19 protein-coding genes are annotated in these 23,338 nt (G+C 61.3%); all 19 read left to right on the forward strand.

The genetic code is table 11. The annotated features are described in order from the left end of the window. The first annotated feature begins 17 nt into the window (after positions 1–17). The 19 genes from pyrH to eno all read left to right on the forward strand — a co-directional run bounded on the left by pyrH (position 18) and on the right by eno (position 23,265). Entirely contained in the window at positions 18–761 is a 744-nt protein-coding gene (gene pyrH, locus BM321_RS09165) for a UMP kinase (protein ID WP_024779012.1), read from the forward strand. Continuing rightward, the gene (gene frr, locus BM321_RS09170) at positions 758–1,315 is read left to right on the forward strand and encodes a ribosome recycling factor (RefSeq protein WP_092330659.1); all 558 of its coding nucleotides are present in this window, start codon (positions 758–760) and stop codon (positions 1,313–1,315) included. Before pyrH ends, frr begins: the two co-directional genes overlap by 4 nt. 13 nt (positions 1,316–1,328) lie before the next feature. Continuing rightward, complete coding sequence (gene uppS, locus BM321_RS09175; protein WP_060739000.1) at positions 1,329–2,084, forward strand: polyprenyl diphosphate synthase; 756 nt, start codon at positions 1,329–1,331, stop codon at positions 2,082–2,084. After that, positions 2,084–2,890 carry a phosphatidate cytidylyltransferase gene (locus BM321_RS09180; RefSeq protein ID WP_092442273.1) on the forward strand — a complete coding sequence of 269 codons (807 nt, stop codon included), beginning with the start codon at positions 2,084–2,086 and terminating at the stop codon, positions 2,888–2,890. Before uppS ends, BM321_RS09180 begins: the two co-directional genes overlap by 1 nt. Further along, complete coding sequence (ispC, locus tag BM321_RS09185; RefSeq protein WP_092442274.1) at positions 2,887–4,077, forward strand: 1-deoxy-D-xylulose-5-phosphate reductoisomerase; 1,191 nt, start codon at positions 2,887–2,889, stop codon at positions 4,075–4,077. Before BM321_RS09180 ends, ispC begins: the two co-directional genes overlap by 4 nt. A gap of 52 nt (positions 4,078–4,129) precedes the next feature. Then, positions 4,130–5,482, forward strand: coding sequence for an RIP metalloprotease RseP (gene rseP / locus BM321_RS09190; RefSeq protein ID WP_072408283.1), 1,353 nt, complete (start codon positions 4,130–4,132; stop codon positions 5,480–5,482). Positions 5,483–5,556: 74 nt separating this feature from the next. Continuing rightward, the gene (gene bamA / locus BM321_RS09195; protein WP_092442275.1) at positions 5,557–7,932 is read left to right on the forward strand and encodes an outer membrane protein assembly factor BamA; all 2,376 of its coding nucleotides are present in this window, start codon (positions 5,557–5,559) and stop codon (positions 7,930–7,932) included. Between the two features lie 45 nt (positions 7,933–7,977). Further along, on the forward strand, positions 7,978–8,481 hold the full coding sequence (locus BM321_RS09200) for an OmpH/Skp family outer membrane protein (protein WP_003184901.1): 504 nt from the start codon (positions 7,978–7,980) through the stop codon (positions 8,479–8,481). Positions 8,482–8,484: 3 nt separating this feature from the next. Further along, positions 8,485–9,540 carry a UDP-3-O-(3-hydroxymyristoyl)glucosamine N-acyltransferase gene (gene lpxD / locus BM321_RS09205; protein WP_092330646.1) on the forward strand — a complete coding sequence of 352 codons (1,056 nt, stop codon included), beginning with the start codon at positions 8,485–8,487 and terminating at the stop codon, positions 9,538–9,540. Between the two features lie 105 nt (positions 9,541–9,645). Continuing rightward, positions 9,646–10,086, forward strand: coding sequence for a 3-hydroxyacyl-ACP dehydratase FabZ (gene fabZ, locus BM321_RS09210; protein WP_003184897.1), 441 nt, complete (start codon positions 9,646–9,648; stop codon positions 10,084–10,086). Then, positions 10,083–10,859, forward strand: a complete 777-nt coding sequence (gene lpxA, locus BM321_RS09215) for an acyl-ACP--UDP-N-acetylglucosamine O-acyltransferase (protein ID WP_003198252.1) — start codon at positions 10,083–10,085, stop codon at positions 10,857–10,859. The genes fabZ and lpxA overlap by 4 nt, the downstream gene beginning before the upstream one ends. A gap of 2 nt (positions 10,860–10,861) precedes the next feature. Next, on the forward strand, positions 10,862–11,992 hold the full coding sequence (gene lpxB / locus BM321_RS09220; protein ID WP_092442276.1) for a lipid-A-disaccharide synthase: 1,131 nt from the start codon (positions 10,862–10,864) through the stop codon (positions 11,990–11,992). Then, positions 11,989–12,648 carry a ribonuclease HII gene (gene rnhB / locus BM321_RS09225; protein WP_092442277.1) on the forward strand — a complete coding sequence of 220 codons (660 nt, stop codon included), beginning with the start codon at positions 11,989–11,991 and terminating at the stop codon, positions 12,646–12,648. Before lpxB ends, rnhB begins: the two co-directional genes overlap by 4 nt. 241 nt (positions 12,649–12,889) lie before the next feature. Further along, complete coding sequence (dnaE, locus tag BM321_RS09230) at positions 12,890–16,411, forward strand: DNA polymerase III subunit alpha (protein ID WP_092330638.1); 3,522 nt, start codon at positions 12,890–12,892, stop codon at positions 16,409–16,411. A 149-nt stretch (positions 16,412–16,560) separates the two neighbouring features. Continuing rightward, entirely contained in the window at positions 16,561–17,508 is a 948-nt protein-coding gene (locus BM321_RS09235) for an acetyl-CoA carboxylase carboxyltransferase subunit alpha (RefSeq protein ID WP_092330636.1), read from the forward strand. 135 nt (positions 17,509–17,643) lie between these two features. Continuing rightward, the gene (tilS, locus tag BM321_RS09240) at positions 17,644–18,972 is read left to right on the forward strand and encodes a tRNA lysidine(34) synthetase TilS (protein ID WP_092442278.1); all 1,329 of its coding nucleotides are present in this window, start codon (positions 17,644–17,646) and stop codon (positions 18,970–18,972) included. Positions 18,973–19,246: 274 nt separating this feature from the next. After that, positions 19,247–20,878: a CTP synthase gene (locus BM321_RS09245; protein WP_058542194.1), complete on the forward strand. Its 1,632-nt coding sequence runs from the start codon at positions 19,247–19,249 to the stop codon at positions 20,876–20,878. A 4-nt stretch (positions 20,879–20,882) separates the two neighbouring features. After that, on the forward strand, positions 20,883–21,728 hold the full coding sequence (kdsA, locus tag BM321_RS09250; protein WP_092442279.1) for a 3-deoxy-8-phosphooctulonate synthase: 846 nt from the start codon (positions 20,883–20,885) through the stop codon (positions 21,726–21,728). A gap of 247 nt (positions 21,729–21,975) precedes the next feature. Further along, on the forward strand, positions 21,976–23,265 hold the full coding sequence (gene eno / locus BM321_RS09255) for a phosphopyruvate hydratase (RefSeq protein ID WP_092442280.1): 1,290 nt from the start codon (positions 21,976–21,978) through the stop codon (positions 23,263–23,265). The last annotated feature ends 73 nt before the right edge of the window (positions 23,266–23,338 follow it).

The raw sequence follows: 23,338 nt of genomic DNA on the forward strand, positions 1-23,338 counted from the left end.
CGCAGGAGAGATTCGCAATGGCTCAGCAGGGCAGTGGTTATCAGGCTCGCTATAAACGCATTCTACTCAAGCTTAGCGGCGAGGCCCTGATGGGCTCGGAAGAGTTCGGGATCGATCCGAAAGTGCTGGATCGCATGGCCCTGGAAGTGGGCCAGTTGGTCGGGATCGGCGTTCAGGTCGGCCTGGTCATCGGCGGCGGCAACCTGTTCCGCGGCGCGGCGCTGAGCGCGGCCGGCATGGATCGGGTCACGGGCGACCACATGGGCATGCTGGCCACTGTGATGAACGCCCTGGCTATGCGTGATGCGCTGGAGCGTGCCAATATCTCGGCCATCGTGATGTCGGCCATTTCCATGGTTGGCGTGACCGATCACTACGACCGCCGCAAAGCCATGCGCCACCTCAACGCCAAGGAAGTGGTGATTTTTGCCGCCGGTACCGGTAATCCGTTCTTCACCACGGATTCGGCCGCTTGCCTGCGAGCGATCGAGATCGATGCCGATGTCGTGCTCAAGGCAACCAAGGTCGATGGCGTCTATACCGCTGACCCGTTCAAAGACCCGCATGCCGAGAAGTTCGATCATCTGACCTACGATGAAGTGCTGGATCGCAAGCTGGGTGTCATGGACCTGACGGCTATCTGCCTGTGCCGCGACCACAAGATGCCACTGCGCGTCTTTAACATGAACAAGCCCGGTGCCCTGTTGAATATCGTCCATGGCGGCGCCGAAGGAACACTGATCGAGGAAGTTCAACAATGATCAACGAAATCAAGAAAGACGCTGAACAGCGCATGCAGAAATCCCTGGAGTCCCTGGCGCACAACTTCGGTCGCATTCGTACCGGCCAGGCGCACCCCAGCATCCTGGAAGGCGTCATGGTGCCTTACTACGGCGCCGACACGCCGATCAAGCAGGTGGCCAACATCACCGTCAAGGATGCCCGTACCCTGCAAGTCGTGGCCTTCGAGCGCAACATGCTCGCAGCCGTGGACAAGGCCATCGGCAGTGCCGGCCTGAACCTGAACCCGACCAACCTGGGTGAATTGCTGCTGATCTCCATGCCGGCCCTGACTGAAGAAACCCGTCGTGGTTTCACCAAGCAGGCTCGCGATGTGGCTGAAGACGCTCGCGTCGCCGTGCGCAACATCCGTCGCGATGCCAACAGCCAGCTCAAGGATCTGGTCAAGGAAAAGGAAATCAGCGAAGACGAAGAGCGTCGCGCCACTGGCGAAATCGACGATCTGACCAAGAAGTACGTGGCTAAGATCGACGCGGATTTGGCGCAGAAAGAAAAAGACCTGATGGCCGTATAAGGGTCTCGTTTTCATGGAAAAGACCAAGCAGGCCGTGCCGTTCGCGGTTCCGCGCCACGTGGCGATCATCATGGACGGCAACAACCGCTGGGCCAAGAAACGCTTTATGCCTGGCGTCGCCGGGCACAAGGCGGGGGTCGATGCGGTTCGTGCGGTCATCGAGGTGTGCGCCGAGGCGGGGGTCGAGGTGCTGACCCTGTTCGCGTTCTCCAGCGAGAACTGGCAGCGGCCGGCCGATGAAGTCAGCGCCTTGATGGACCTGTTCCTCAAGGCCCTGCGTCGTGAGGCCAAGCGCCTCAACGACAACAAGATCAGCTTGCGCATCATCGGTGATCGCTCGCGCTTCCATCCTGAATTGCAGGCTGCGATGCGCGAGGCCGAGGCCGCGACGGCGGGCACCAATCGGTTCGTCCTGCAGATCGCCGCCAACTACGGCGGCCAGTGGGACATTGCCCAGGCTGCCCAGCGGCTGGCGCGGGAAGTCCAGGCCGGACACTTGCGCCCGGAAGACATCACCCCTGAACTGTTGCAGACCTGCCTGGCGACCGGCGACCTGCCATTGCCAGACCTGTGCATCCGTACCGGTGGCGAGCATCGCATCAGCAACTTCCTGCTCTGGCAGTTGGCTTATGCCGAGCTGTACTTCTCCGACCTGTTCTGGCCGGACTTCAAACACGAAGCCATGCGCACCGCACTGGCCGATTTCGCTTCCCGTCAGCGTCGCTTCGGTAAAACGAGCGAGCAGATCGAAGCTGGAGCCCGGGTTTAATGCTTAAACAACGAATCATCACTGCCTTGGTCCTGTTGCCTATCGCCCTGGGTGGTTTCTTCCTGCTCGAAGGTGGCAGCTTTGCGCTGTTCATCGGGCTGGTCGTGACCTTGGGCGCGTGGGAGTGGGCGCGACTGGCGGGTTTCCCCGCGCAGTCGGCGCGCGTGACCTATGCGACGGCTGTGGCGGCCATGCTGTTCATCATGTACGTGGTGCCCGGCCTCGCGCCTTGGGTGCTGGGTGCCTCGGTGCTGTGGTGGGCGACGGCGACCTTCCTGGTCCTGACCTATCCACGGACGACGCATCATTGGGCCAATACGGCGACCAAGCTGGTGATCGGTCTGTTGATCCTGTTGCCGGCCTGGCAGGGGCTGATCTGGATCAAGCAAGGCCCGTTGGGCAACTGGCAGATCATGGCCGTGATGGTGCTGGTCTGGGGGGCCGACGTTGGCGCCTACTTCTCCGGTCGGGCCTTCGGCAAGCGCAAGCTCGCGCCGAAAGTCAGCCCTGGCAAGAGCTGGGAAGGGGTCTATGGTGGCCTGGCCTTGAGCCTGGTGATCACCACGGTAGTCGGTTTCGTGCGGGACTGGACGGTCGCGCAACTGTTCATGGGCCTTATTGGCGCCGCCCTGATCGTATTTGTGTCGGTGGTCGGCGACCTGACCGAAAGCATGTTCAAGCGTCAGTCCGGGATCAAGGACAGCAGTAACCTGTTGCCCGGTCACGGTGGTGTGCTGGATCGCATCGACAGCCTGACTGCCGCTATCCCGATCTTTGCCGTGCTGTTGTGGATGGCGGCATCGTGAGTCGCCCCCAGCAGATCACTGTCCTTGGCGCGACCGGTTCGATTGGCCTCAGTACGCTGGACGTCATTGGCCGACATCCGGAGCGCTACCAGGTGTTCGCCCTCAGCGGCTTCACGCGTTTGAGCGAATTGCTGGCGTTGTGCATTCGCCACACGCCGCGGTTTGCCGTGGTGCCTGAGGTTGGCGTGGCGCGGGCGTTGCAGGACGATCTGCGCGCAGCCGGCCTGCAAACCCGTGTGCTGGTGGGAGAAGAGGGGCTCTGCCAAGTGGCTGCCGATCCTGAAGTCGACGCCGTAATGGCGGCGATCGTCGGTGCGGCGGGCCTGCGTCCGACCCTGGCGGCGGTGGAGGCTGGCAAGAAGATTCTGCTGGCCAATAAAGAGGCGCTGGTGATGTCCGGCGCGCTGTTCATGCAAGCTGTACGCAAGAGCGGCTCGGTGCTGCTGCCGATCGACAGCGAGCACAACGCGATTTTTCAATGCATGCCGCGGGATTTCTCCCGTGGTCTCGGCGCGGTAGGCGTTCGGCGGATTTTGCTGACAGCTTCCGGTGGTCCGTTCCGGCAGACGCCGCTGGAAGAATTGGTGCATGTTTCACCCGAACAGGCCTGTGCCCATCCGAACTGGTCCATGGGGCGCAAGATTTCCGTGGATTCGGCCAGCATGATGAACAAGGGCCTGGAACTGATCGAGGCCTGTTGGCTGTTTGATGCCAAGCCGTCGCAGGTCGAGGTGGTGATTCACCCCCAGAGCGTGATTCACTCCCTGGTGGACTACGTCGACGGGTCAGTTCTGGCCCAGTTGGGTAACCCGGACATGCGCACTCCGATCGCCAACGCCCTGGCCTGGCCGGAGCGTATCGACTCGGGCGTTGCGCCTTTGGACCTGTTCGCCATCGCTCGCCTGGATTTCCAGGCGCCCGATGAACAGCGCTTCCCCTGCCTGCGCCTGGCGCGCCAGGCGGCCGAGGCGGGCAACAGTGCGCCGGCCATGTTGAACGCGGCCAATGAAGTGGCCGTTGCCGCATTTCTCGATGGACGTGTCCGTTACCTCGAGATCGCGAGTATCATCGAGGAAGTCTTGAGTCTCGAGGCCGTGGTTTCGGTCGATGACCTCGATACAGTATTTACGGCGGATGCCAGGGCTCGTGAGTTGGCGGGCCAATGGCTGCAGCGCCACGGGCGTTGAAGCTGCGATACGTTAGCCAGGGTTGCCCTGGACAGGATTGCGGAGAAAACAGATGAGCGCGCTCTATATGATTGTCGGCACCCTGGTTGCCTTGGGGGTGTTGGTCACTTTTCACGAATTCGGTCATTTCTGGGTTGCGCGTCGCTGTGGCGTCAAGGTCCTGCGTTTTTCCGTGGGCTTTGGCATGCCATTGCTGCGCTGGCACGACAAGAAAGGCACCGAGTTCGTCGTGGCGGCCATCCCGTTGGGTGGCTACGTCAAGATGCTCGACGAGCGCGAAGGCGAAGTCCCGGCTGATCAGCTCGATCAATCCTTCAATCGCAAGACCGTCCGTCAGCGTATTGCCATCGTCGCGGCGGGGCCGATTGCCAACTTCCTGCTGGCCATGGTGTTTTTCTGGGGCCTGGCCATGCTGGGCAGCGAACAGGTGCGCCCGGTCATCGGTGGGGTAGAGGCCGGTAGCGTTGCCGCCCGTGCCGGGCTGGGTGCCGGACAGGAAATCGTCGCCATTGATGGCGAGCCGACATCGGGCTGGGCGGCGGTCAATCTGCAGTTGGTACGTCGCCTGGGTGAGAGCGGTTCGTTGCAATTGATGGTGCGTGAGCAAGGCTCCACAGTGGATTCGCCTCGCGAACTCATTTTGGACAACTGGCTCAAGGGCGCGGACGAGCCGGATCCGATCCGCTCCCTGGGGATCCGGCCGTGGCGTCCGGCCTTGCCGCCGATCCTCGCCGAACTCGACCCGAAAGGCCCGGCCCAGACGGCAGGTCTGAAGACTGGCGATCGGTTGCTGGCCCTCGACGGCCAGCCGGTCAGCGACTGGCAGCAGGTGGTCGATTCGGTTCGTGTACGTCCTGATACCAAAATTGTGCTGCGCATCGAGCGCGACGGTGCTCCAATCGACGTCCCGGTGACCCTGGCCGCCCGTGGCGAGAGCAAGGCGCCGACCGGTTACCTGGGGGCGGGCGTCAAGGCGGTCGACTGGCCACCGGAAATGATTCGCGAGGTCAGTTTCGGCCCGGTGGCGGCGATTGGCGAGGGTGCGCGTCGTACCTGGACCATGAGCATCCTGACGCTGGACTCGCTCAAGAAAATGTTGTTCGGCGAGCTCTCGGTAAAAAACTTGAGTGGACCGATAACCATTGCTAAAGTGGCGGGCGCTTCTGCCCAGTCGGGCGTCGCTGATTTCCTGAATTTCCTTGCTTATCTGAGCATTAGCCTGGGGGTTCTGAATTTGCTGCCCATTCCGGTACTGGATGGGGGGCATCTGCTGTTTTATCTGATCGAGTGGGCGCGTGGTCGTCCCTTGTCGGATCGGGTGCAAGGTTGGGGGATACAGATCGGCATCAGCTTGGTGGTCGGGGTCATGTTGCTTGCCCTCGTCAACGATCTGGGTCGTCTGTAACGCTTCGCTGAATTGCGAATCTGCCGCATTTTGCGGCAGTTTGTTTATTGCCAGTTGGAATAAGAAAGGACTTCATGAAACGTCTGCTGCTAACTGCGGTTCTCACCGTATTGATGATCGCCGAAGTTCACGCCGAGTCCTTCACTATCTCTGATATTCGCGTCAATGGCCTCCAGCGGGTCTCCGCGGGTAGCGTCTTTGGTGCCTTGCCGTTGAACGTCGGCGAGCAGGCGGATGATCGGCGCCTGGTGGAATCCACGCGTGCGCTGTTCAAGACCGGCTTCTTTCAAGATATCCAGCTGGGCCGCGACGGCAATGTCCTGGTCATCACGGTAGTCGAGCGCCCGTCGGTCGCCAGTATCGAGATCGAAGGCAACAAGGCGATCTCCACTGAAGACCTGATGAAGGGCCTCAAGCAGTCCGGCCTGGCCGAAGGCGAGATCTTCCAGCGCGCCACCCTCGAAGGCGTGCGTAACGAGCTGCAGCGCCAGTACGTTGCCCAGGGCCGCTACTCGGCCACCGTCGACACCGAAGTGGTGCCGCAGCCGCGCAACCGCGTCGGCCTGAAGGTCAACATCAACGAAGGCACCGTGGCGGCCATCCAGCACATCAACGTGGTGGGCAACACGGTTTTCCCGGATGAAGACCTGATCGACCTGTTCGAACTCAAGACCACCAACTGGCTGTCGTTCTTCAAGAACGACGACAAGTACGCCCGTGAAAAACTCTCCGGTGACCTGGAGCGCCTGCGTTCCTACTACCTGGACCGTGGCTACATCAACATGGACATCGCTTCGACCCAGGTGTCCATCACCCCGGACAAGAAGCACGTCTACATCACCGTCAACGTCAACGAAGGCGAGAAGTACACCGTTCGTGACGTCAAGCTCAGCGGTGACCTGAAGGTTCCCGAGGACCAGGTCAAGTCGCTGCTGCTGGTGCAGAAGGGCCAGGTGTTCTCGCGCAAGCTGATGACCACCACCTCCGAGCTGATCACCCGCCGCCTGGGTAACGAGGGCTACACCTTCGCCAACGTCAACGGCGTGCCGCAGCCACACGATGAAGACCACACCGTCGACATTACCTTCGCCGTGGATCCGGGCAAGCGTGCCTACGTCAACCGCATCAATTTCCGGGGCAACACCAAGTCCGAGGACGAAGTGCTGCGCCGTGAAATGCGCCAGATGGAAGGTGGCTGGGCATCGACCTACCTGATCGACCAGTCCAAGACCCGCCTGGAGCGCCTGGGCTTCTTCAAGGAAGTCAACGTCGAGACGCCGGCCGTGCCGGGCGTCGATGACCAGGTCGATGTGAACTACAGCGTCGAAGAGCAGGCTTCCGGCTCGATCACCGCCAGCGTCGGTTTCGCCCAGAGCGCCGGCCTGATCCTCGGTGGTTCCATTACCCAGAACAACTTCCTGGGTACCGGTAACAAGGTCAGCATCGGCTTGACCCGCAGTGAATACCAGACCCGCTACAACTTCGGTTACGTGGACCCCTACTGGACTGCTGATGGTGTGAGCCTGGGCTACAACGCCTTCTATCGCACCACCGACTACGACGAGCTCGACTCGGATATCTCCAGCTATGCGGTGGACAGCTACGGTGTCGGCGCCAACATCGGCTATCCGATCAGCGAAACCTCGCGCCTGACCTTCGGCCTCACCGCCCAGCAGGACAAGATCAACACCGGTCGCTACACCGTCGACGAGATCTTCGACTTCGTTAACAAGGAAGGCGACAGCTACCTGAACTTCAAGGCGTCCGCCGGCTGGTCCGAGTCGACCCTGAACAAGGGTGTGCTGGCGACCCGTGGTCATTCCCAGAGCCTGGTACTGGAAACGACTACGCCAGGCAGTGACTTGTCGTTCTTCAAGCTCGACTATCGCGGTCAGTTGTTCCAGCCGCTGACCGACACCTACACCATGCGCCTGCACACCGAATTGGGCTATGGTGACGGCTACGGTTCCACCGATGGCCTGCCGTTCTACGAGAACTACTACGCCGGTGGTTTCAACTCGGTACGTGGCTTCAAGGACAGTACCCTGGGCCCGCGCAGTACGCCGAGCCGGGGCACCAATCCAGGTACCATTGCCGACCCGGACCAGGATCCGCTTCCGTTCGGTGGCAACGTCCTTATCCAGGGTGGTCTGGAAGTCCTCTTCCCGATGCCGTTCGTCAAGGATCAGCGTTCCCTGCGTACCTCGGTATTCTGGGACGTGGGTAACGTATTCGACTCCAAGTGCAGCGACACCACCAACGCCAATGGCAGCAGGTCCGATACTCAGTGCAACGACATCAGCCTGAGCAACATGGCCAGTTCCGTCGGTGTGGGCGTGACCTGGGTCACCGCGCTGGGTCCCTTGAGCTTCGCATTGGCGATGCCGATCAAGAAACCGGATGACGCTGAAACCCAAGTGTTCCAATTCTCCCTCGGCCAGACGTTCTAAGCGTCTGACCCAAGATAACGACAATGGATTTTGTAGGAGTGCATCGTGCGTAAGTTGACTCAATTGGTTCTCCTGGCGACCGTACTGGTCGCAGGTCCGGCTTTTGCCGACATGAAGATTGCCGTGCTGAATTATCAGATGGCCCTGCTGGAATCGGACGCAGCGAAGAAATACGCCGTGGATGCCGAGAAGAAATTCGGTCCGCAACTGACCAAGCTCAAAGGCCTGGAAAGCAGTGCCAAGGGCATCCAGGACCGCCTGGTCGCCGGTGGCGACAAGATGGCCCAGGGCGAGCGCGAGCGGCTGGAGCTTGAATTCAAGCAAAAGGCCCGTGACTTCCAGTTCCAGTCCAAGGAGCTGAACGAAGCGAAAGCCGTTGCCGACCGCGAAATGCTCAAACAACTCAAGCCGAAACTTGATAGCGCGGTGGAAGAAGTCATCAAGAAAGGTGGTTTTGACCTGGTGTTCGAGCGTGGCGCAGTGATCGATGTCAAGCCTCAATACGACATCACGCGCCAAGTGATCGAGCGCATGAATCAGCTGAAGTAATCCATGACAGCGACTATCAAGCTCGGCCAGTTGGCCGAGTTCCTCGGCGCCACCCTGCGTGGCGACCCGGAGAAGACAATTACTGGGCTAGCCACTTTGCAAGAGGCTGGCCCAGCTCAGTTGAGCTTTCTGGCAAACCCTCAATACCGCAAATACCTGGTCGACAGCCGGGCGGCCGCCCTGTTGCTCAAGGCCGCTGATGCCGATGGGTTTGCCGGCGATGCCCTGATCGTGCCCGATCCGTACCTGGCGTATGCCCGCATTTCCCATCTGTTCGATCCCAAGCCGACATCGGCCGCCGGTATCCATCCCAGCGCCGTGATCGCCGCAGATGCCGTGGTGGACCCTACCGCCAGCGTCGGCCCCTTCGTGGTCATCGAAAGTGCGGCCCGAATCGGTGCCGGCGTCACGCTGGGCGCCCATTGCTTCATTGGCGCACGCAGCGAGATCGGCGAAGGCGGCTGGCTGGCGCCACGGGTCACCCTGTATCACGATGTGCGCATCGGCAAGCGGGTGGTGATCCAGTCCGGCGCCGTGCTGGGTGGCGAAGGGTTCGGTTTTGCCAACGAGAAAGGCATCTGGCAGAAGATCGCCCAGATCGGTGGTGTCACCATCGGCGATGACGTGGAGATCGGCGTCAACACCGCGATCGACCGCGGTGCCCTGGCCGACACGGTCATCGGCAATGGCGTCAAGCTCGACAACCAGATCCAGATCGCCCACAACGTCCAGGTCGGTGACCACACCGCCATGGCCGCCTGCGTGGGCATCTCTGGCAGCACCAAGATCGGCAAGCACTGCATGCTCGCCGGTGGCGTGGGCCTGGTGGGCCATATCGACATCTGTGACAACGTATTCCTGACCGGGATGACCATGGTGACCCACTCGATTACCGAGCCGGGCGCCTATTCTTCCGGCACAGCCATGCAACCGGCAGCCGAATGGCGCAAGAGCGCGGCGCGTATCCGCCAGCTCGACGACATCGCGCGGCGCCTCAAGCAGGTGGAAAAGCGTGTAGGGGACGTGACCCCTGGCGGTAATGCTTCATCAGATGGCTGATACCATTTCCATATCAAGTGTGCACAGCCGTTAGGGCATCTTGATTTGCTAGCGGAGTGCGCGTCACTCGTGCGCTTCCAATCTTTACATAGGCTTCCCCCCGAAATGATGGACATCAACGAGATTCGCGAATACCTGCCTCACCGTTACCCGTTCCTGCTGGTGGATCGGGTGGTGGACCTGGACGTTGAAGGCAAGCGCATTCGCGCCTATAAGAATGTCAGCATCAACGAGCCGTTCTTCAATGGTCACTTCCCCGCGCATCCCATCATGCCGGGCGTATTGATCATCGAGGCGATGGCCCAGGCTGCCGGGATCCTTGGTTTCAAAATGCTCGACGTCAAGCCTGCCGACGGCACGCTCTATTACTTCGTCGGCTCCGACAAGCTGCGCTTCCGCCAGCCGGTCACCCCGGGCGATCAGTTGATCCTCGAAGCCAAGTTCATCAGTTGCAAGCGCCAGATCTGGAAATTCGAATGCCAGGCTTCGGTCGACGGCAAGCCAGTCTGCTCCGCTGAAATCATCTGTGCGGAACGCAAACTATGAGTTTGATTGACCCTCGCGCAATCATCGATCCGACGGCCGTCCTGGCCGCCGATGTCGAGGTCGGCCCGTGGTCGATTGTCGGCGCAGGTGTGGAAATCGGCGAGGGTACGGTGATCGGTCCCCACGTAATTCTCAAGGGACCGACCCGGATTGGTCGGCACAATCGCATCTACCAGTTTTCTTCGGTAGGCGAGGACACGCCCGATCTCAAGTACAAAGGTGAAGAAACCCGTCTGGTCATTGGCGATCACAACGTGATCCGCGAAGGCGTGACGATTCACCGTGGCACTGTTCAGGATCGTTCCGAAACGACCTTGGGCGACCACAACCTGATCATGGCTTACGCACACATCGGCCATGACAGCGTGATTGGCAACCATTGCATTCTGGTCAACAACACCGCGTTGGCCGGCCATGTGCACGTGGACGATTGGGCGATCCTGTCCGGGTTCACCCTGGTGCACCAGTATTGCCATATCGGCGCCCACAGTTTCTCTGGCATGGGCACCGCCATTGGCAAGGACGTCCCTGCCTATGTCACGGTGTTCGGCAACCCGGCCGAAGCCCGCAGCATGAACTTCGAAGGCATGCGCCGTCGTGGTTTCAGTGAAGAGGCGATTACGGCCCTGCGTCGCGCCTACAAGGTGGTGTACCGCCAGGGTCTGACCGTCGAGCAGGCGCTCGCCGAACTGGCCGAGGCGTCGGCGCAACACCCGGAAGTCGCGATCTTCCGCGACTCCATCCAGTCTTCGACTCGCGGCATCACTCGCTGACCATGGCTAACGTGCGCGTTGCACTGGTGGCGGGAGAGGCTTCCGGTGACATTCTGGGTGCGGGTCTGATGCGAGCGCTCAAGGCGCAGCACCCCGCGGTGGAATTCATCGGGGTCGGTGGGCCATTGATGCAGGCCGAAGGCCTGATCTCCTATTTTCCGATGGAGCGCTTGTCGGTGATGGGCTTGGTGGAAGTGCTCGGTCGCCTGCGCGAGCTGCTGGCCCGGCGCAAGAAACTGATCCAGACCCTGATCGAAGAAAAACCGGATGTGTTCATCGGCATCGATGCGCCGGATTTCACCCTCACTGTCGAACTCAAATTGCGTCAGGCCGGGATCAAGACCGTGCACTACGTCAGCCCGTCGGTCTGGGCCTGGCGGCAGAAGCGGGTGCTGAAGATCCGCGAAGGCTGCGACCTGATGCTGACGCTGCTGCCGTTCGAGGCCAGGTTTTACGAAGAGAAGGGCGTGCCGGTGCGGTTTGTCGGGCACACCCTGGCCGATACCATTCCCCTGGAGGCCGACCGCGAGGCGGCTCGCCAGGCGTTGGGCTTGCCCGACGGGCCGCTGGTGGCCTTGATGCCCGGTAGCCGGGGCGGCGAGGTGAGTCGCCTGGGTGGCTTGTTCTTCGACGCCGCCGAACGCCTTCGGGCGATGCGTCCTGATGTGCGTTTTGTCCTGCCGTGTGCCAGTCCGCAGCGTCGCGTCCAGCTGGAAGCCCTGCTGGTCGGTCGCGATTTGCCGGTGACGTTGCTCGACGGCCGTTCCCATGACGCGTTGGCGGCCTGTGATGCGGTGTTGATTGCTTCCGGCACTGCTACCCTTGAGGCATTGTTGTATAAACGCCCGATGGTGGTCGCCTATCGCCTGGCGCCGCTGACGTTCTGGATTCTCAAGCGCATGGTCAAGAGCCCCTACGTGTCCTTGCCGAACCTGCTGGCCCAACGCCTGTTGGTGCCGGAGCTGCTGCAGGACGATGCGACCGCCGAGGCGCTGGCCACCACGCTCTCGCCCTTGATCGACGGCGGCGAGGAACAGACGCGGGGCTTTGACGAAATTCACCGTACCCTGCGTCGCGATGCCTCCAACCAGGCGGCTGACGCGGTACTGACTCTGATCGGCGCAAAACCATGAGCAACGTAAAGCTACAGATGGGCCTGGATTTCAACCTGGTCGCCGAAGTGGAAGAGCTGGTGGCCGGTGTCGATGAAGTGGGGCGCGGCCCGTTGTGCGGCGCGGTGGTGACGGCGGCGGTGATTCTCGACCCGAACCGGCCGATCCTGGGGCTCAATGACTCGAAGAAACTCACGCAAGCCCGTCGCGAAACACTCTACGACGAAATCTGCGAGAAAGCCCTGAGCTGGTGCATCGCCCGGGCCGAAGTCGAAGAAATCGATGAGCTCAATATCCTGCACGCCACCATGCTCGCCATGCAGCGTGCGGTGCAGGGCCTGCACATCACGCCGAAGTTGGCGATGATCGATGGCAATCGCTGCCCGAAACTGTCGATGCGCGCCGAAGCGGTCATCCAGGGCGACGGCAAGGTGCCGGCCATCGCGGCGGCCTCGATCCTGGCGAAGGTCAGCCGTGACCGGGAAATGAGCGCCTTCGAGTTGATCTACCCGGGCTACGGCATCGGCAACCACAAGGGCTACCCGACCCCCGTTCATCTGGAAGCCCTGGCGCGCCTGGGACCAACGCCGATCCACCGGCGCTCGTTCGCCCCGGTGCGGCTGGCTTATGAAGCCCGTGAAGGGTTGATCATAAACAATCAGTGCCCTGTTTCTTAAGACGAACGATGCTTTTGTGGCGAGGGGATTTATCCCCGCTGGACTGCGAAGCAGTCCCGAAGTCTATCAGGCGTGACGGGTTGTCAGGTTTAAGGGCCGCTTCGCGCCCCAGCGGGGATAAATCCCCTCGCCACAAAAGCCGTGTTCGCGTTTTCAAGACCGGACACTCATGGCTGATGTTTTACCCAAGGCCCGGTACAATCCGGGCCTTGTTGTTTTCATGACTTAACGCAGGATCACTATGCCGGCTTCATTCGTTCATCTACGCCTGCACACTGAATACTCCCTGGTCGACGGTCTGGTGCGGATCAAGCCCCTGGTCAAGACCCTGGTGGGCATGAACATGCCTGCCGTGGCGGTTACCGACCAGAACAACATGTGCTCGCTGGTCAAGTTCTACAAGGCCGCCATGGGCGCCGGGATCAAGCCGATCTGTGGCGCCGACCTGTGGTTGTCGAACAAGGATCCGGACGCGCCGCTGAGCCGTATCAGCCTGTTGGTGATGAACGGCGTGGGTTATCGCAACCTCACCGAGCTGATCTCCCGCGGCTTTATCGATGGCCAGCGCAACGGCTCGATCATCATCGAGCGCGAGTGGGTGGCCGAGGCCAGCGAAGGGCTGATCATGCTGTCGGCGGCCAAGGAAGGTGAAATCGGCCTGGCCCTGCTCAGTGGCAGTCCCGACGAAGCCGAGACCCTGGCCCGTGACTGGATGGCGGTGTTCCCGGACCGCTTCTACATCGAGGTGCAACGCACCAACCGTCCCAATGACGAAGAGCACCTGCATGCCGCCGTGGCCCTGGCCGACAGGATCGGCGCGCCGCTGGTGGCGACCAACGACGTGCGGTTCATCAAGCAGGAAGATTTCGAAGCCCACGAAACGCGGGTCTGCATCGGTGAGGGCCGTGCCCTCGATGACCCGCGTCGGTCGAAGAACTACAGCGACCAGCAATACCTCAAGAGCGCCGAGGAAATGGCCGAGTTGTTCAGCGACTTGCCCGAGGCGCTGGAAAACACTGTCGAGATCGCCAAGCGCTGCAACATCGAAGTGAAGCTGGGCAAGCACTTCCTGCCCAACTTCCCGATTCCCGATGGCATGACCATCGACGAATATTTCCGCAAAGTCTCCTTCGACGGCCTCGAAGAACGCCTCCGCGTCCTGTTGCCCAAGGACACCACCGAAGATTACGAAGCCAAGCGCCAGGTCTATGTCGATCGGTTGAATTTCGAGCTGGATATCATCATCCAGATGGGTTTTCCCGGTTACTTCCTGATCGTGATGGACTTCATCCAGTGGGCCAAGAACAACGGCGTGCCGGTGGGCCCTGGCCGTGGATCGGGTGCCGGGTCGCTGGTGGCCTACGTGCAGAAGATCACCGACCTCGACCCGCTGGAATATGACCTGCTGTTCGAACGTTTCCTCAACCCGGAACGGGTCTCCATGCCCGACTTCGACGTCGACTTCTGCATGGACGGCCGCGACCGGGTCATCGACTACGTGGCCGAGAAATACGGCCGCAACGCGGTAAGCCAGATCATCACCTTCGGTTCCATGGCCGCCAAGGCGGTGGTGCGTGACGTGGCGCGGGTGCAGGGCAAGTCCTACGGTCTGGCGGATCGCCTGTCGAAGATGATTCCGTTCGAAGTCGGCATGACCCTGGAGAAAGCCTATGAGCAGGAAGAAATCCTGCGGGACTTCATCAAGGTCGACGAAGAGGCCGCGGAAATCTGGGAGATGGCCCGCAAGCTCGAAGGCGTGGTGCGTAACGTCGGCAAGCACGCCGGGGGCGTGGTCATCGCGCCGACCAAGCTGACGGACTTCTCGCCGATCTATTGCGATGAAGAAGGCGACGGCCTGGTGACCCAGTTCGACAAGGACGACGTCGAGGCGGCGGGCCTGGTGAAGTTCGACTTCCTCGGCCTGCGGACCCTGACGATCATCGACTGGGCGCTGAAAACCATCAACCGCGACCGGGCCAAGGTCGGCGAAGAGCCGCTGGACATTGCCTTCATCCCGCTGGATGACAAGCCGACCTACAGCCTGTTGCAAAAAGCCGAAACCACGGCGGTGTTCCAGCTTGAATCCCGAGGCATGAAGGAGCTGATCAAGAAGCTCAAGCCCGACTGCCTGGAAGACCTGATCGCACTGGTGGCCCTGTTCCGTCCGGGGCCCCTGCAATCGGGCATGGTGGATGACTTCATCAACCGTAAACACGGTCGCGCCGAGCTGGCGTACCCGCACCCGGATTATCAGTACGACGGCCTCAAGCCGGTGCTGGCTCCGACCTATGGCATCATCCTGTACCAGGAACAGGTGATGCAGATTGCCCAGGTGATGGCCGGCTACACCCTCGGCGGCGCGGACATGCTGCGTCGAGCCATGGGTAAGAAAAAACCCGAGGAAATGGCCAAGCAGCGCGGCGGTTTCATCGAAGGTTGCGCGAACAACGGCATCGATGCGGACCTGGCGGGCAACATCTTCGACCTGGTGGAAAAATTCGCCGGCTACGGCTTCAACAAATCCCACTCCGCCGCCTATGGTCTGGTGTCGTACCAGACCGCATGGTTGAAAGCCCATTACCCGGCGCCATTCATGGCCGCGGTACTGTCGGCGGATATGCACAACACCGACAAGGTCGTGACCTTGATCGAAGAAGTGCGGACCATGAAGCTGCGCCTTGACGCACCGGACGTGAACGCTTCGGAGTTCAAGTTCACGGTGAACGACGAAGGCCGCATCATCTATGGCCTCGGTGCGATCAAGGGCGTGGGCGAGGGGCCGGTGGAAGCCATCACCGAAGCGCGCCAGGACGGGCCGTTCAAGGACCTGTTCGATTTCTGTGCGCGGGTCGATCTCAAGCGCATCAACAAGCGCACCCTCGACGGCTTGATCCGCAGTGGCGCGTTGGACCGGCTCGGGCCTTACTTCCAGGATGAGCCCAAGGCCTACCAGGCCAACATCGACCGCAACCGCGCGGTGTTGCTGGCGGCGATGGAGGAGGCGATCAAGGCCGCCGAACAGACCGCCCGTACCCACGACAGCGGCCACGCCGACCTGTTTGGCGGGCTGTTCGTCGAGGAGGACGCCGATGTCTACGGCAACCATCGCAAGGCCAAGGAGCTGACCCTCAAGGAACGCCTCAAGGGTGAAAAAGACACCCTGGGCCTGTACCTCACCGGTCACCCGATCGACGAATACGAAGGCGAGATCCGCCGCTTCGCCCGCCAGCGCATCATTGACCTCAAGCCGGCGCGCGACACTCAGACGGTCGCCGGCATGATCATCGCTTTGCGGGTGATGAAGAACAAAAAGGGCGACAAGATGGGTTTCATCACCCTCGACGACCGCTCCGGGCGCATCGAGGCGTCACTTTTCGCCGATGCGTTCCATTCGGCGCAGTCGCTGTTGCAGACCGACGCGATGGTGGTGGTGGAAGGCGAAGTCAGCAACGATGACTTCTCCGGTGGCCTGCGGTTGCGGGTCAAGCGGGTGATGAGCATGGAAGATGCCCGTACCAACCTGGCCGAGAGCCTGCGCCTGAAGTTGCAGACCCAAGACCTCAAGGGCGATCAGCTACGCTGGTTGGGCGAATTGTTCAAGCGTCATCGCGGTGCCTGTCCGATCACCATGGAGTACGTTCGCCCCGATGCCAAGGCCGTGCTGCAGTTCGGCGAAGGCTGGCGGATCGATCCGGCGGATGCGTTGATTCAAGCCTTGCGTGACCAGTTCGGCAAAGACAACGTCTTCCTCCAATACCGTTGACGGCCAGGGGCCACTGTTGAAACCGGAAAGCTCCTGATCTCGACCCGAATTTTTAATCTCGACCTGAACGCGCCTCTCCCTTAAGGTAGGCGCGAATAGACAACCGGCCGGCCCAAGCTCTCTTGGACGTCGACCCAAGACGGACGCCTATGAACCCGAATTTTCTTGATTTCGAACAGCCGATCGCCGACCTGCAAGCCAAGATCGAAGAGTTGCGCTTGGTCGGTAATGACAATTCGCTGAATATCGGCGATGAAATCTCTCGTCTGCAGGACAAAAGCCGCACGCTGACCGAGGACATCTTCGGCAAGCTGACTAGCTGGCAGATCGCCCGCCTGGCACGTCACCCGCGTCGCCCCTACACCCTGGACTACATCGAGCACATCTTTACCGAGTTCGATGAGCTGCATGGCGACCGTCACTTCTCCGACGACGCCGCGATCGTCGGCGGCGTTGCCCGCCTGGACGAGCAGCCGGTAATGGTTATCGGCCATCAGAAAGGCCGCGAAGTCCGCGAGAAGGTGCGTCGCAACTTCGGCATGCCGCGTCCGGAAGGCTACCGCAAGGCGTGCCGCCTGATGGAGATGGCCGAGCGCTTCAAGATGCCGATCCTGACCTTCATCGACACCCCGGGCGCCTACCCGGGCATCGACGCCGAAGAGCGCAACCAGAGCGAAGCGATTGCCTGGAACCTGCGCGTCATGGCACGCCTGAAAACCCCGATCATCGCCACCGTGATTGGCGAGGGCGGTTCCGGCGGTGCGTTGGCCATCGGTGTCTGCGACCAGTTGAACATGCTGCAGTATTCCACTTATGCGGTGATCTCGCCGGAAGGTTGCGCCTCGATCCTGTGGAAAACGGCCGAGAAGGCGCCGGATGCCGCCGAGGCCATGGGTATTACCGCCGAGCGTCTCAAGGGCCTGGGCATCGTCGACAAAGTGATCAACGAGCCCGTGGGCGGCGCCCACCGCGACCCGGCTGCGGCGGCGGCACTGATCCGCGCCGAGCTGAGTTCCCAGCTGTCGATGCTCAAGAAGTTCGACAACGACGCGCTGCTGGCCCGTCGTTACGAGCGGTTGATGAGCTACGGTCTCTGATCCAGGCGCTGTACCCCTGTGTGGGAGCGAGCTTGCTCGCGATAACGGTTTAACATTCAACAGATAAGTTGACTGATACGCCGCCATCGCGAGCAAGCTCGCTCCCACATTTGATTGGTGTGAAGGCCAGTTTCTATGAATCAGCCCAGGATCGACCTGCCAACCCGGCTCCTCACACAGCTATCCCCCTGGCGCAACGCCGCCACCTGGCGCATCGCCTTCTCCGGCGGCCTCGACTCCACCGTCCTGCTGCACCTGCTCGCGACCCTTTCACGACACCACGCCCTGCCCGCGCTGAGTGCTATCCATGTGCATCACGGCCTTCAGGCAGTGGCCGAGGCGTGGCCGGATCATTGCCGTTCGGTCTGTGCGGCCCTTGATGTGCCGCTGGACGTGGTGAATGTGCAAGTGCGCCCTGGCGCCAGTATCGAGCGTGCCGCCCGGGAGGCGCGTTATGGCGCGTTCGTGGCGGCCCTCCAGGGCAATGAAGTGCTGCTCACCGCCCAGCATCGGGATGACCAGGCCGAAACCATGTTGTTTCGCCTGCTGCGGGGAGCAGGGGTGAGGGGCCTGGCGGCGATGCCACGGCAGCGGTCTTTGGGCCTGGGGCATCTGCTGCGGCCCTTGCTCGAGGTGTCCCGTGCCGAGCTGCAAGCCTATGCGACGCAACAGGGCTTGAGCTGGATCGACGACCCGTCCAACGATGATCACCGCTACGCGCGCAACTATCTGCGCCAGCGGGTTTTTCCAGTGCTGGTCGAGCACTGGCCGCAAGCCTCGGCGACCCTGGCCCGAAGTGCTGCGCACATGGGCGAAGCCCAAGGCTTGCTGGACGATTTGGCGCGGATCGACTTGGCCCAGGCCGCGACGCCAGATGCGTTCGACTGGCTTGGGTTGCAATCGCTGGTGCTGGCGCCGTTGCGGGCGTTGTCGCCGGCCCGTCAGCGCAACGCATTGAGCCACTGGCTGGCGCCGCTGACCCTGCTGCCCGACAGCGATCACTGGGCCGGCTGGGACTCGTTGCGCGATGCCGCGGACGATGCCCGGCCCATCTGGCGACTGGCCGGCGGCGAGCTGCACCGGGCCGCCGGGCGGGTCTGGTGGTTATCCGACCACTGGCTATGTTCGCTGCCAGGCCCCGTCGATTGGGCGGATCCGGCGCTGCCGCTGCCCTTGCCGGGCAATGGTCGGGTGGCGCTTATCGGCCAGCCGCCTGCGGGGCCGCTTAGCGTGCGCTATCGTCAAGGCGGCGAGGTGCTGGCGTTAGCCGGTCGTGGTCATCGTGATCTCAAGCGTTTGCTCAATGAAAAGGGCGTGCCGGCGTTCGTTCGCGGCCGATTGCCGCTGCTTTATCAAGGTGAGCAATTGCTGGCGGTGGCCAACCTGGCCGGGCTCAATGCGCAAGCGGGTGGCAGCTGGCGATTGATCTGGACGCCAGGAAACCAAGATCTGGGTTTGAGCTGAAAGGGGCTTTCCGGTAGACTACGCTCCCTTCTTGATACAACTTCTGTGGATTCGCCTGAATTGCAGGAGTTGCCGATTACCAAGCAGTCTTTGCTGGGCGATTCCAAAAAATGTGTAGCGAGCAACGTACCGGTGATTTCACTTCCGGTCTGTCCCAACGCGGCGGTTTTTTTGAAAGGTGCACTGTGATTAATGCAGGTGATCGGGGGCTTCGGCCTTCCTTCGCTTTCCCCGGCGGCTCGGACCGCTTTAACGCAGACTTCTAGGGTTTTTCATGACGCGCTACATATTCGTCACGGGCGGTGTTGTTTCTTCATTGGGGAAAGGCATTGCCTCGGCTTCATTGGCGGCCATCCTGGAGGCGCGGGGACTTAAGGTCACCATGCTCAAGCTGGACCCGTACATCAACGTCGACCCGGGCACCATGAGCCCGTTCCAGCACGGTGAAGTGTTCGTCACCCACGACGGCGCCGAGACCGACCTGGACCTGGGCCACTACGAGCGGTTCATCCGCACGACCATGACCCAGAACAACAACTTCACCACCGGCCGTGTCTACGAACACGTGCTGCGCAAAGAGCGTCGTGGTGACTACCTGGGCGCGACCATCCAGGTCATCCCGCACATCACCGACGAAATCAAGCGCCGCATCATCAAGGGTGCCGGCGACGCCGACGTGGCGATGGTCGAAATCGGCGGGACCGTGGGCGATATCGAGTCCCAGCCGTTCCTCGAAGCCATCCGCCAGTTGCGTTTCGAAATCGGCGCCAAGCGCGCGATGCTGATGCACCTGACCCTGGTCCCGTACATCGCCACCGCCGGCGAAACCAAGACCAAGCCGACCCAGCACTCGGTCAAGGAACTGCGCTCCATCGGCCTGCAGCCGGACGTGCTGATCTGCCGCTCCGACCACCCGATCGACATCTCGTCGCGTCGCAAGATCGCCCAGTTCACCAACGTCGAAGAGCGCGCGGTCATCGGCCTGGAAGACGCCGACACCATCTACAAGATCCCGGGCATCCTGCACTCCCAGGGCCTGGACGATTTCGTCGTCGAGCGTTTCGGCCTGCAATGCGCCAGCGCCGACCTGTCCGAATGGGACGCCGTGGTCGATGCCAAGCTCAATCCGGAACACGAAGTCACTATCGCCATGGTCGGCAAGTACATGGAACTGCTGGACGCCTACAAGTCGCTGATCGAGGCGATGAGTCACGCCGGTATCAGCAACCGCACCAAGGTCAACCTGCGCTACATCGATTCCGAAGACATCGAGAACCAGGGCACCGGCCTGCTCGAAGGCGCCGATGCGATCCTCGTGCCGGGCGGCTTCGGCCTGCGGGGCGTGGAAGGCAAGATCACTGCGGTGCAGTACGCCCGTGAAAACAAGGTGCCTTACCTGGGGATCTGCCTGGGCATGCAAGTGGCGGTCATCGAGTTCGCCCGTAACGTGCTGGGCTGGAAGGACGCCAACTCCACCGAGTTCGATCGCGCCAGCGGCCATCCGGTCGTGGGCCTGATCACCGAGTGGGAAGATGCCACCGGCGCCGTGGAAGTGCGCACCGAAAGCTCGGACCTGGGCGGCACCATGCGTCTGGGCGCCCAGGAATGCCTGCTCGAAGCCGGCTCCAAGGTGCACGATTGCTACGCCAAGGATGTGATCGTCGAGCGTCACCGTCATCGCTACGAAGTGAACAACAACCTGCTGCCGCAACTGATCGAGGCCGGCCTGAAAATCTCCGGTCGTTCCGGTGACGGCGCGCTGGTGGAAGTGGTCGAGTCCCCGGACCATCCATGGTTTGTCGCCTGTCAGTTCCACCCCGAGTTCACCTCCACGCCTCGGGACGGTCATCCGCTGTTCAGCGGTTTCGTGAAGGCCGCATTGGCTCAACACCAGAAAAAGGCATAAGACGATGGCCCAGAAGATCATCCGCGTCGGCGACATCGAGATTGCCAACGACAAGCCCATGGTGCTGTTCGGCGGCATGAACGTGCTGGAAAGCCGCGACATGGCGATGCAGGTCTGCGAGGAGTACGTGAGGGTGACCCAGAAACTGGGTATCCCTTACGTGTTCAAGGCCAGTTTCGACAAGGCCAATCGTTCGTCCGTGACGTCCTACCGTGGCCCGGGCCTGGAAGAAGGCATGCGGATCTTCCAGGACATCAAGCAAGCCTTTGGCGTGCCGATCATCACCGACGTCCACGAGCCTGCCCAGGCCGCGGTCGTCGCCGAGGTCTGCGACATCATCCAGTTGCCGGCTTTCCTGTCGCGCCAGACCGACCTGGTGGTGGCGATGGCCAAGACCGGTGCGGTGATCAACATCAAGAAAGCCCAGTTCCTCGCGCCCCAGGAAATGAAACACATCCTGAGCAAGTGCGAAGAGGCCGGCAATGACCAGTTGATCCTCTGCGAGCGTGGCTCGAGCTTTGGCTATAACAACCTGGTGGTGGACATGCTCGGCTTCGGCATCATGAAGCAGTTCGAGTACCCGGTGTTCTTCGACGTGACCCACGCCTTGCAGATGCCCGGTGGTCGCTCCGATTCCGCCGGCGGTCGTCGCGCCCAGGTCACCGACCTGGCCAAGGCGGGCATGAGCCAGTCCCTGGCCGGCCTGTTCCTCGAGGCCCACCCCGATCCGGACAACGCCAAGTGCGACGGCCCTTGTGCCTTGCGCTTGAACAAGCTGGAACCTTTCCTGTCTCAGCTCAAGGCATTGGACGAGCTGGTCAAGGGTTTTCCGACGATAGAAACCGCGTAACGCGGTTTTCTCCGGTAAAGTACCGCTCGATTATCGCTCTGGCCCGCTGGCCGCACTGCTCTTGTGGGAGCATGGCTTGCGATGGTGTCCTTCAGGGCTCATCGTCGACAAGCCTTGCTCCTTGTGGCGAGGGAGCTTGCTCCCGCTGGAGCGCGAAGCGCTCCCCATCCAGGCTCTAGGCTGCATCGCAGCTGAGCGTGAGCAAGTTTTCTGCAACGTTCTAGTCAACTTTGGAGTGTTTACAACAATGGCAAAAATCGTCGACATCAAAGGTCGTGAAGTTCTCGACTCCCGTGGCAACCCCACTGTTGAAGCGGACGTGCTTCTCGACAACGGTATCATCGGCAGCGCCTGCGCGCCGTCCGGTGCTTCCACTGGCTCGCGCGAAGCGCTGGAGCTGCGTGATGGCGACAAGAGCCGTTACCTGGGCAAGGGCGTGCTCAAAGCCGTCGCCAACATCAACGGGCCGATCCGTGAACTGTTGCTGGGCAAGGACCCTGCCGACCAGAAAGCCCTCGATCACGCGATGATCAAGCTCGACGGTACCGAGAACAAAGCCTCCCTGGGCGCCAACGCGATCCTCGCCGTGTCCCTGGCCGCCGCCAAGGCCGCTGCCCAGGACCAGGACCTGCCGCTGTACGCGCACATCGCCAACCTCAACGGTACCCCGGGTGTCTACTCGATGCCGGTGCCGATGATGAACATCATCAACGGCGGCGAGCATGCCGATAACAACGTCGACATCCAGGAGTTCATGGTGCAGCCGGTTGGCGCCAAGACCTTCTCCGAAGGCCTGCGCATGGGCACCGAGATTTTCCATCACCTCAAGGCCGTGCTGAAGGCCCGTGGCCTGAGCACCGCCGTTGGCGACGAAGGCGGTTTCGCACCGAACCTGGCGTCCAACGAAGACGCGCTGAAAGTGATCTCCGAAGCCGTGGCCAACGCTGGCTACAAGCTGGGTACCGACGTGACCCTGGCCCTGGACTGCGCCGCCAGTGAGTTCTTCGAAGACGGCAAGTACAACCTGTCCGGCGAAGGCCAGGTGTTCACCGCCGAAGGTTTCGCCGACTACCTCAAGGGCCTGACCGAACGTTATCCGATCATCTCCATCGAAGACGGTCTGGACGAGTCCGACTGGGCTGGCTGGAAAATCCTCACCGACAAGATCGGCGAGAAGATCCAACTGGTAGGTGACGACCTGTTCGTGACCAACACCAAGATCCTGAAAGAAGGCATCGACAAGAAGATCGCCAACTCGATCCTGATCAAGTTCAACCAGATCGGCACCCTGACCGAAACCCTGGAAGCCATCCAGATGGCCAAGGCCGCCGGCTATACCGCCGTGATCTCCCACCGCTCCGGTGAAACCGAAGACTCGACCATTGCCGACCTGGCCGTGGGCACTGCGGCGGGCCAGATCAAGACCGGTTCGCTGTGCCGTTCCGACCGCGTTTCCAAGTACAACCAATTGCTGCGTATCGAAGAGCAATTGAATGGCAAGGCCAAGTACAACGGTCGCGCCGAGTTTCGCGGTTAAGCGGTAAATGGTAAAAAGACAGCGGCTTAGGTCGGAAAAGTCGCCATGGCGGCGCTTTTCCCTCTAATCTGAT

Source organism: Pseudomonas sp. NFIX10 (genome assembly GCF_900111955.1).
Taxonomy (GTDB): domain Bacteria; phylum Pseudomonadota; class Gammaproteobacteria; order Pseudomonadales; family Pseudomonadaceae; genus Aquipseudomonas; species Aquipseudomonas fluorescens_AA.

Coding starts and splice junctions, on each gene's coding strand:
- rnhB (WP_092442277.1), top strand. CDS start 11,989: ATGAGCAACGTAAAGCTACAGATGGGCCTGGATTTCAACCTGGTCGCC.
- kdsA (WP_092442279.1), top strand. CDS start 20,883: ATGGCCCAGAAGATCATCCGCGTCGGCGACATCGAGATTGCCAACGAC.
- frr (WP_092330659.1), top strand. CDS start 758: ATGATCAACGAAATCAAGAAAGACGCTGAACAGCGCATGCAGAAATCC.
- pyrH (WP_024779012.1), top strand. CDS start 18: ATGGCTCAGCAGGGCAGTGGTTATCAGGCTCGCTATAAACGCATTCTA.
- BM321_RS09235 (WP_092330636.1), top strand. CDS start 16,561: ATGAACCCGAATTTTCTTGATTTCGAACAGCCGATCGCCGACCTGCAA.
- fabZ (WP_003184897.1), top strand. CDS start 9,646: ATGATGGACATCAACGAGATTCGCGAATACCTGCCTCACCGTTACCCG.
- dnaE (WP_092330638.1), top strand. CDS start 12,890: ATGCCGGCTTCATTCGTTCATCTACGCCTGCACACTGAATACTCCCTG.
- BM321_RS09180 (WP_092442273.1), top strand. CDS start 2,084: ATGCTTAAACAACGAATCATCACTGCCTTGGTCCTGTTGCCTATCGCC.
- BM321_RS09245 (WP_058542194.1), top strand. CDS start 19,247: ATGACGCGCTACATATTCGTCACGGGCGGTGTTGTTTCTTCATTGGGG.
- uppS (WP_060739000.1), top strand. CDS start 1,329: ATGGAAAAGACCAAGCAGGCCGTGCCGTTCGCGGTTCCGCGCCACGTG.
- lpxA (WP_003198252.1), top strand. CDS start 10,083: ATGAGTTTGATTGACCCTCGCGCAATCATCGATCCGACGGCCGTCCTG.
- lpxB (WP_092442276.1), top strand. CDS start 10,862: ATGGCTAACGTGCGCGTTGCACTGGTGGCGGGAGAGGCTTCCGGTGAC.
- rseP (WP_072408283.1), top strand. CDS start 4,130: ATGAGCGCGCTCTATATGATTGTCGGCACCCTGGTTGCCTTGGGGGTG.
- bamA (WP_092442275.1), top strand. CDS start 5,557: ATGAAACGTCTGCTGCTAACTGCGGTTCTCACCGTATTGATGATCGCC.
- eno (WP_092442280.1), top strand. CDS start 21,976: ATGGCAAAAATCGTCGACATCAAAGGTCGTGAAGTTCTCGACTCCCGT.
- tilS (WP_092442278.1), top strand. CDS start 17,644: ATGAATCAGCCCAGGATCGACCTGCCAACCCGGCTCCTCACACAGCTA.
- lpxD (WP_092330646.1), top strand. CDS start 8,485: ATGACAGCGACTATCAAGCTCGGCCAGTTGGCCGAGTTCCTCGGCGCC.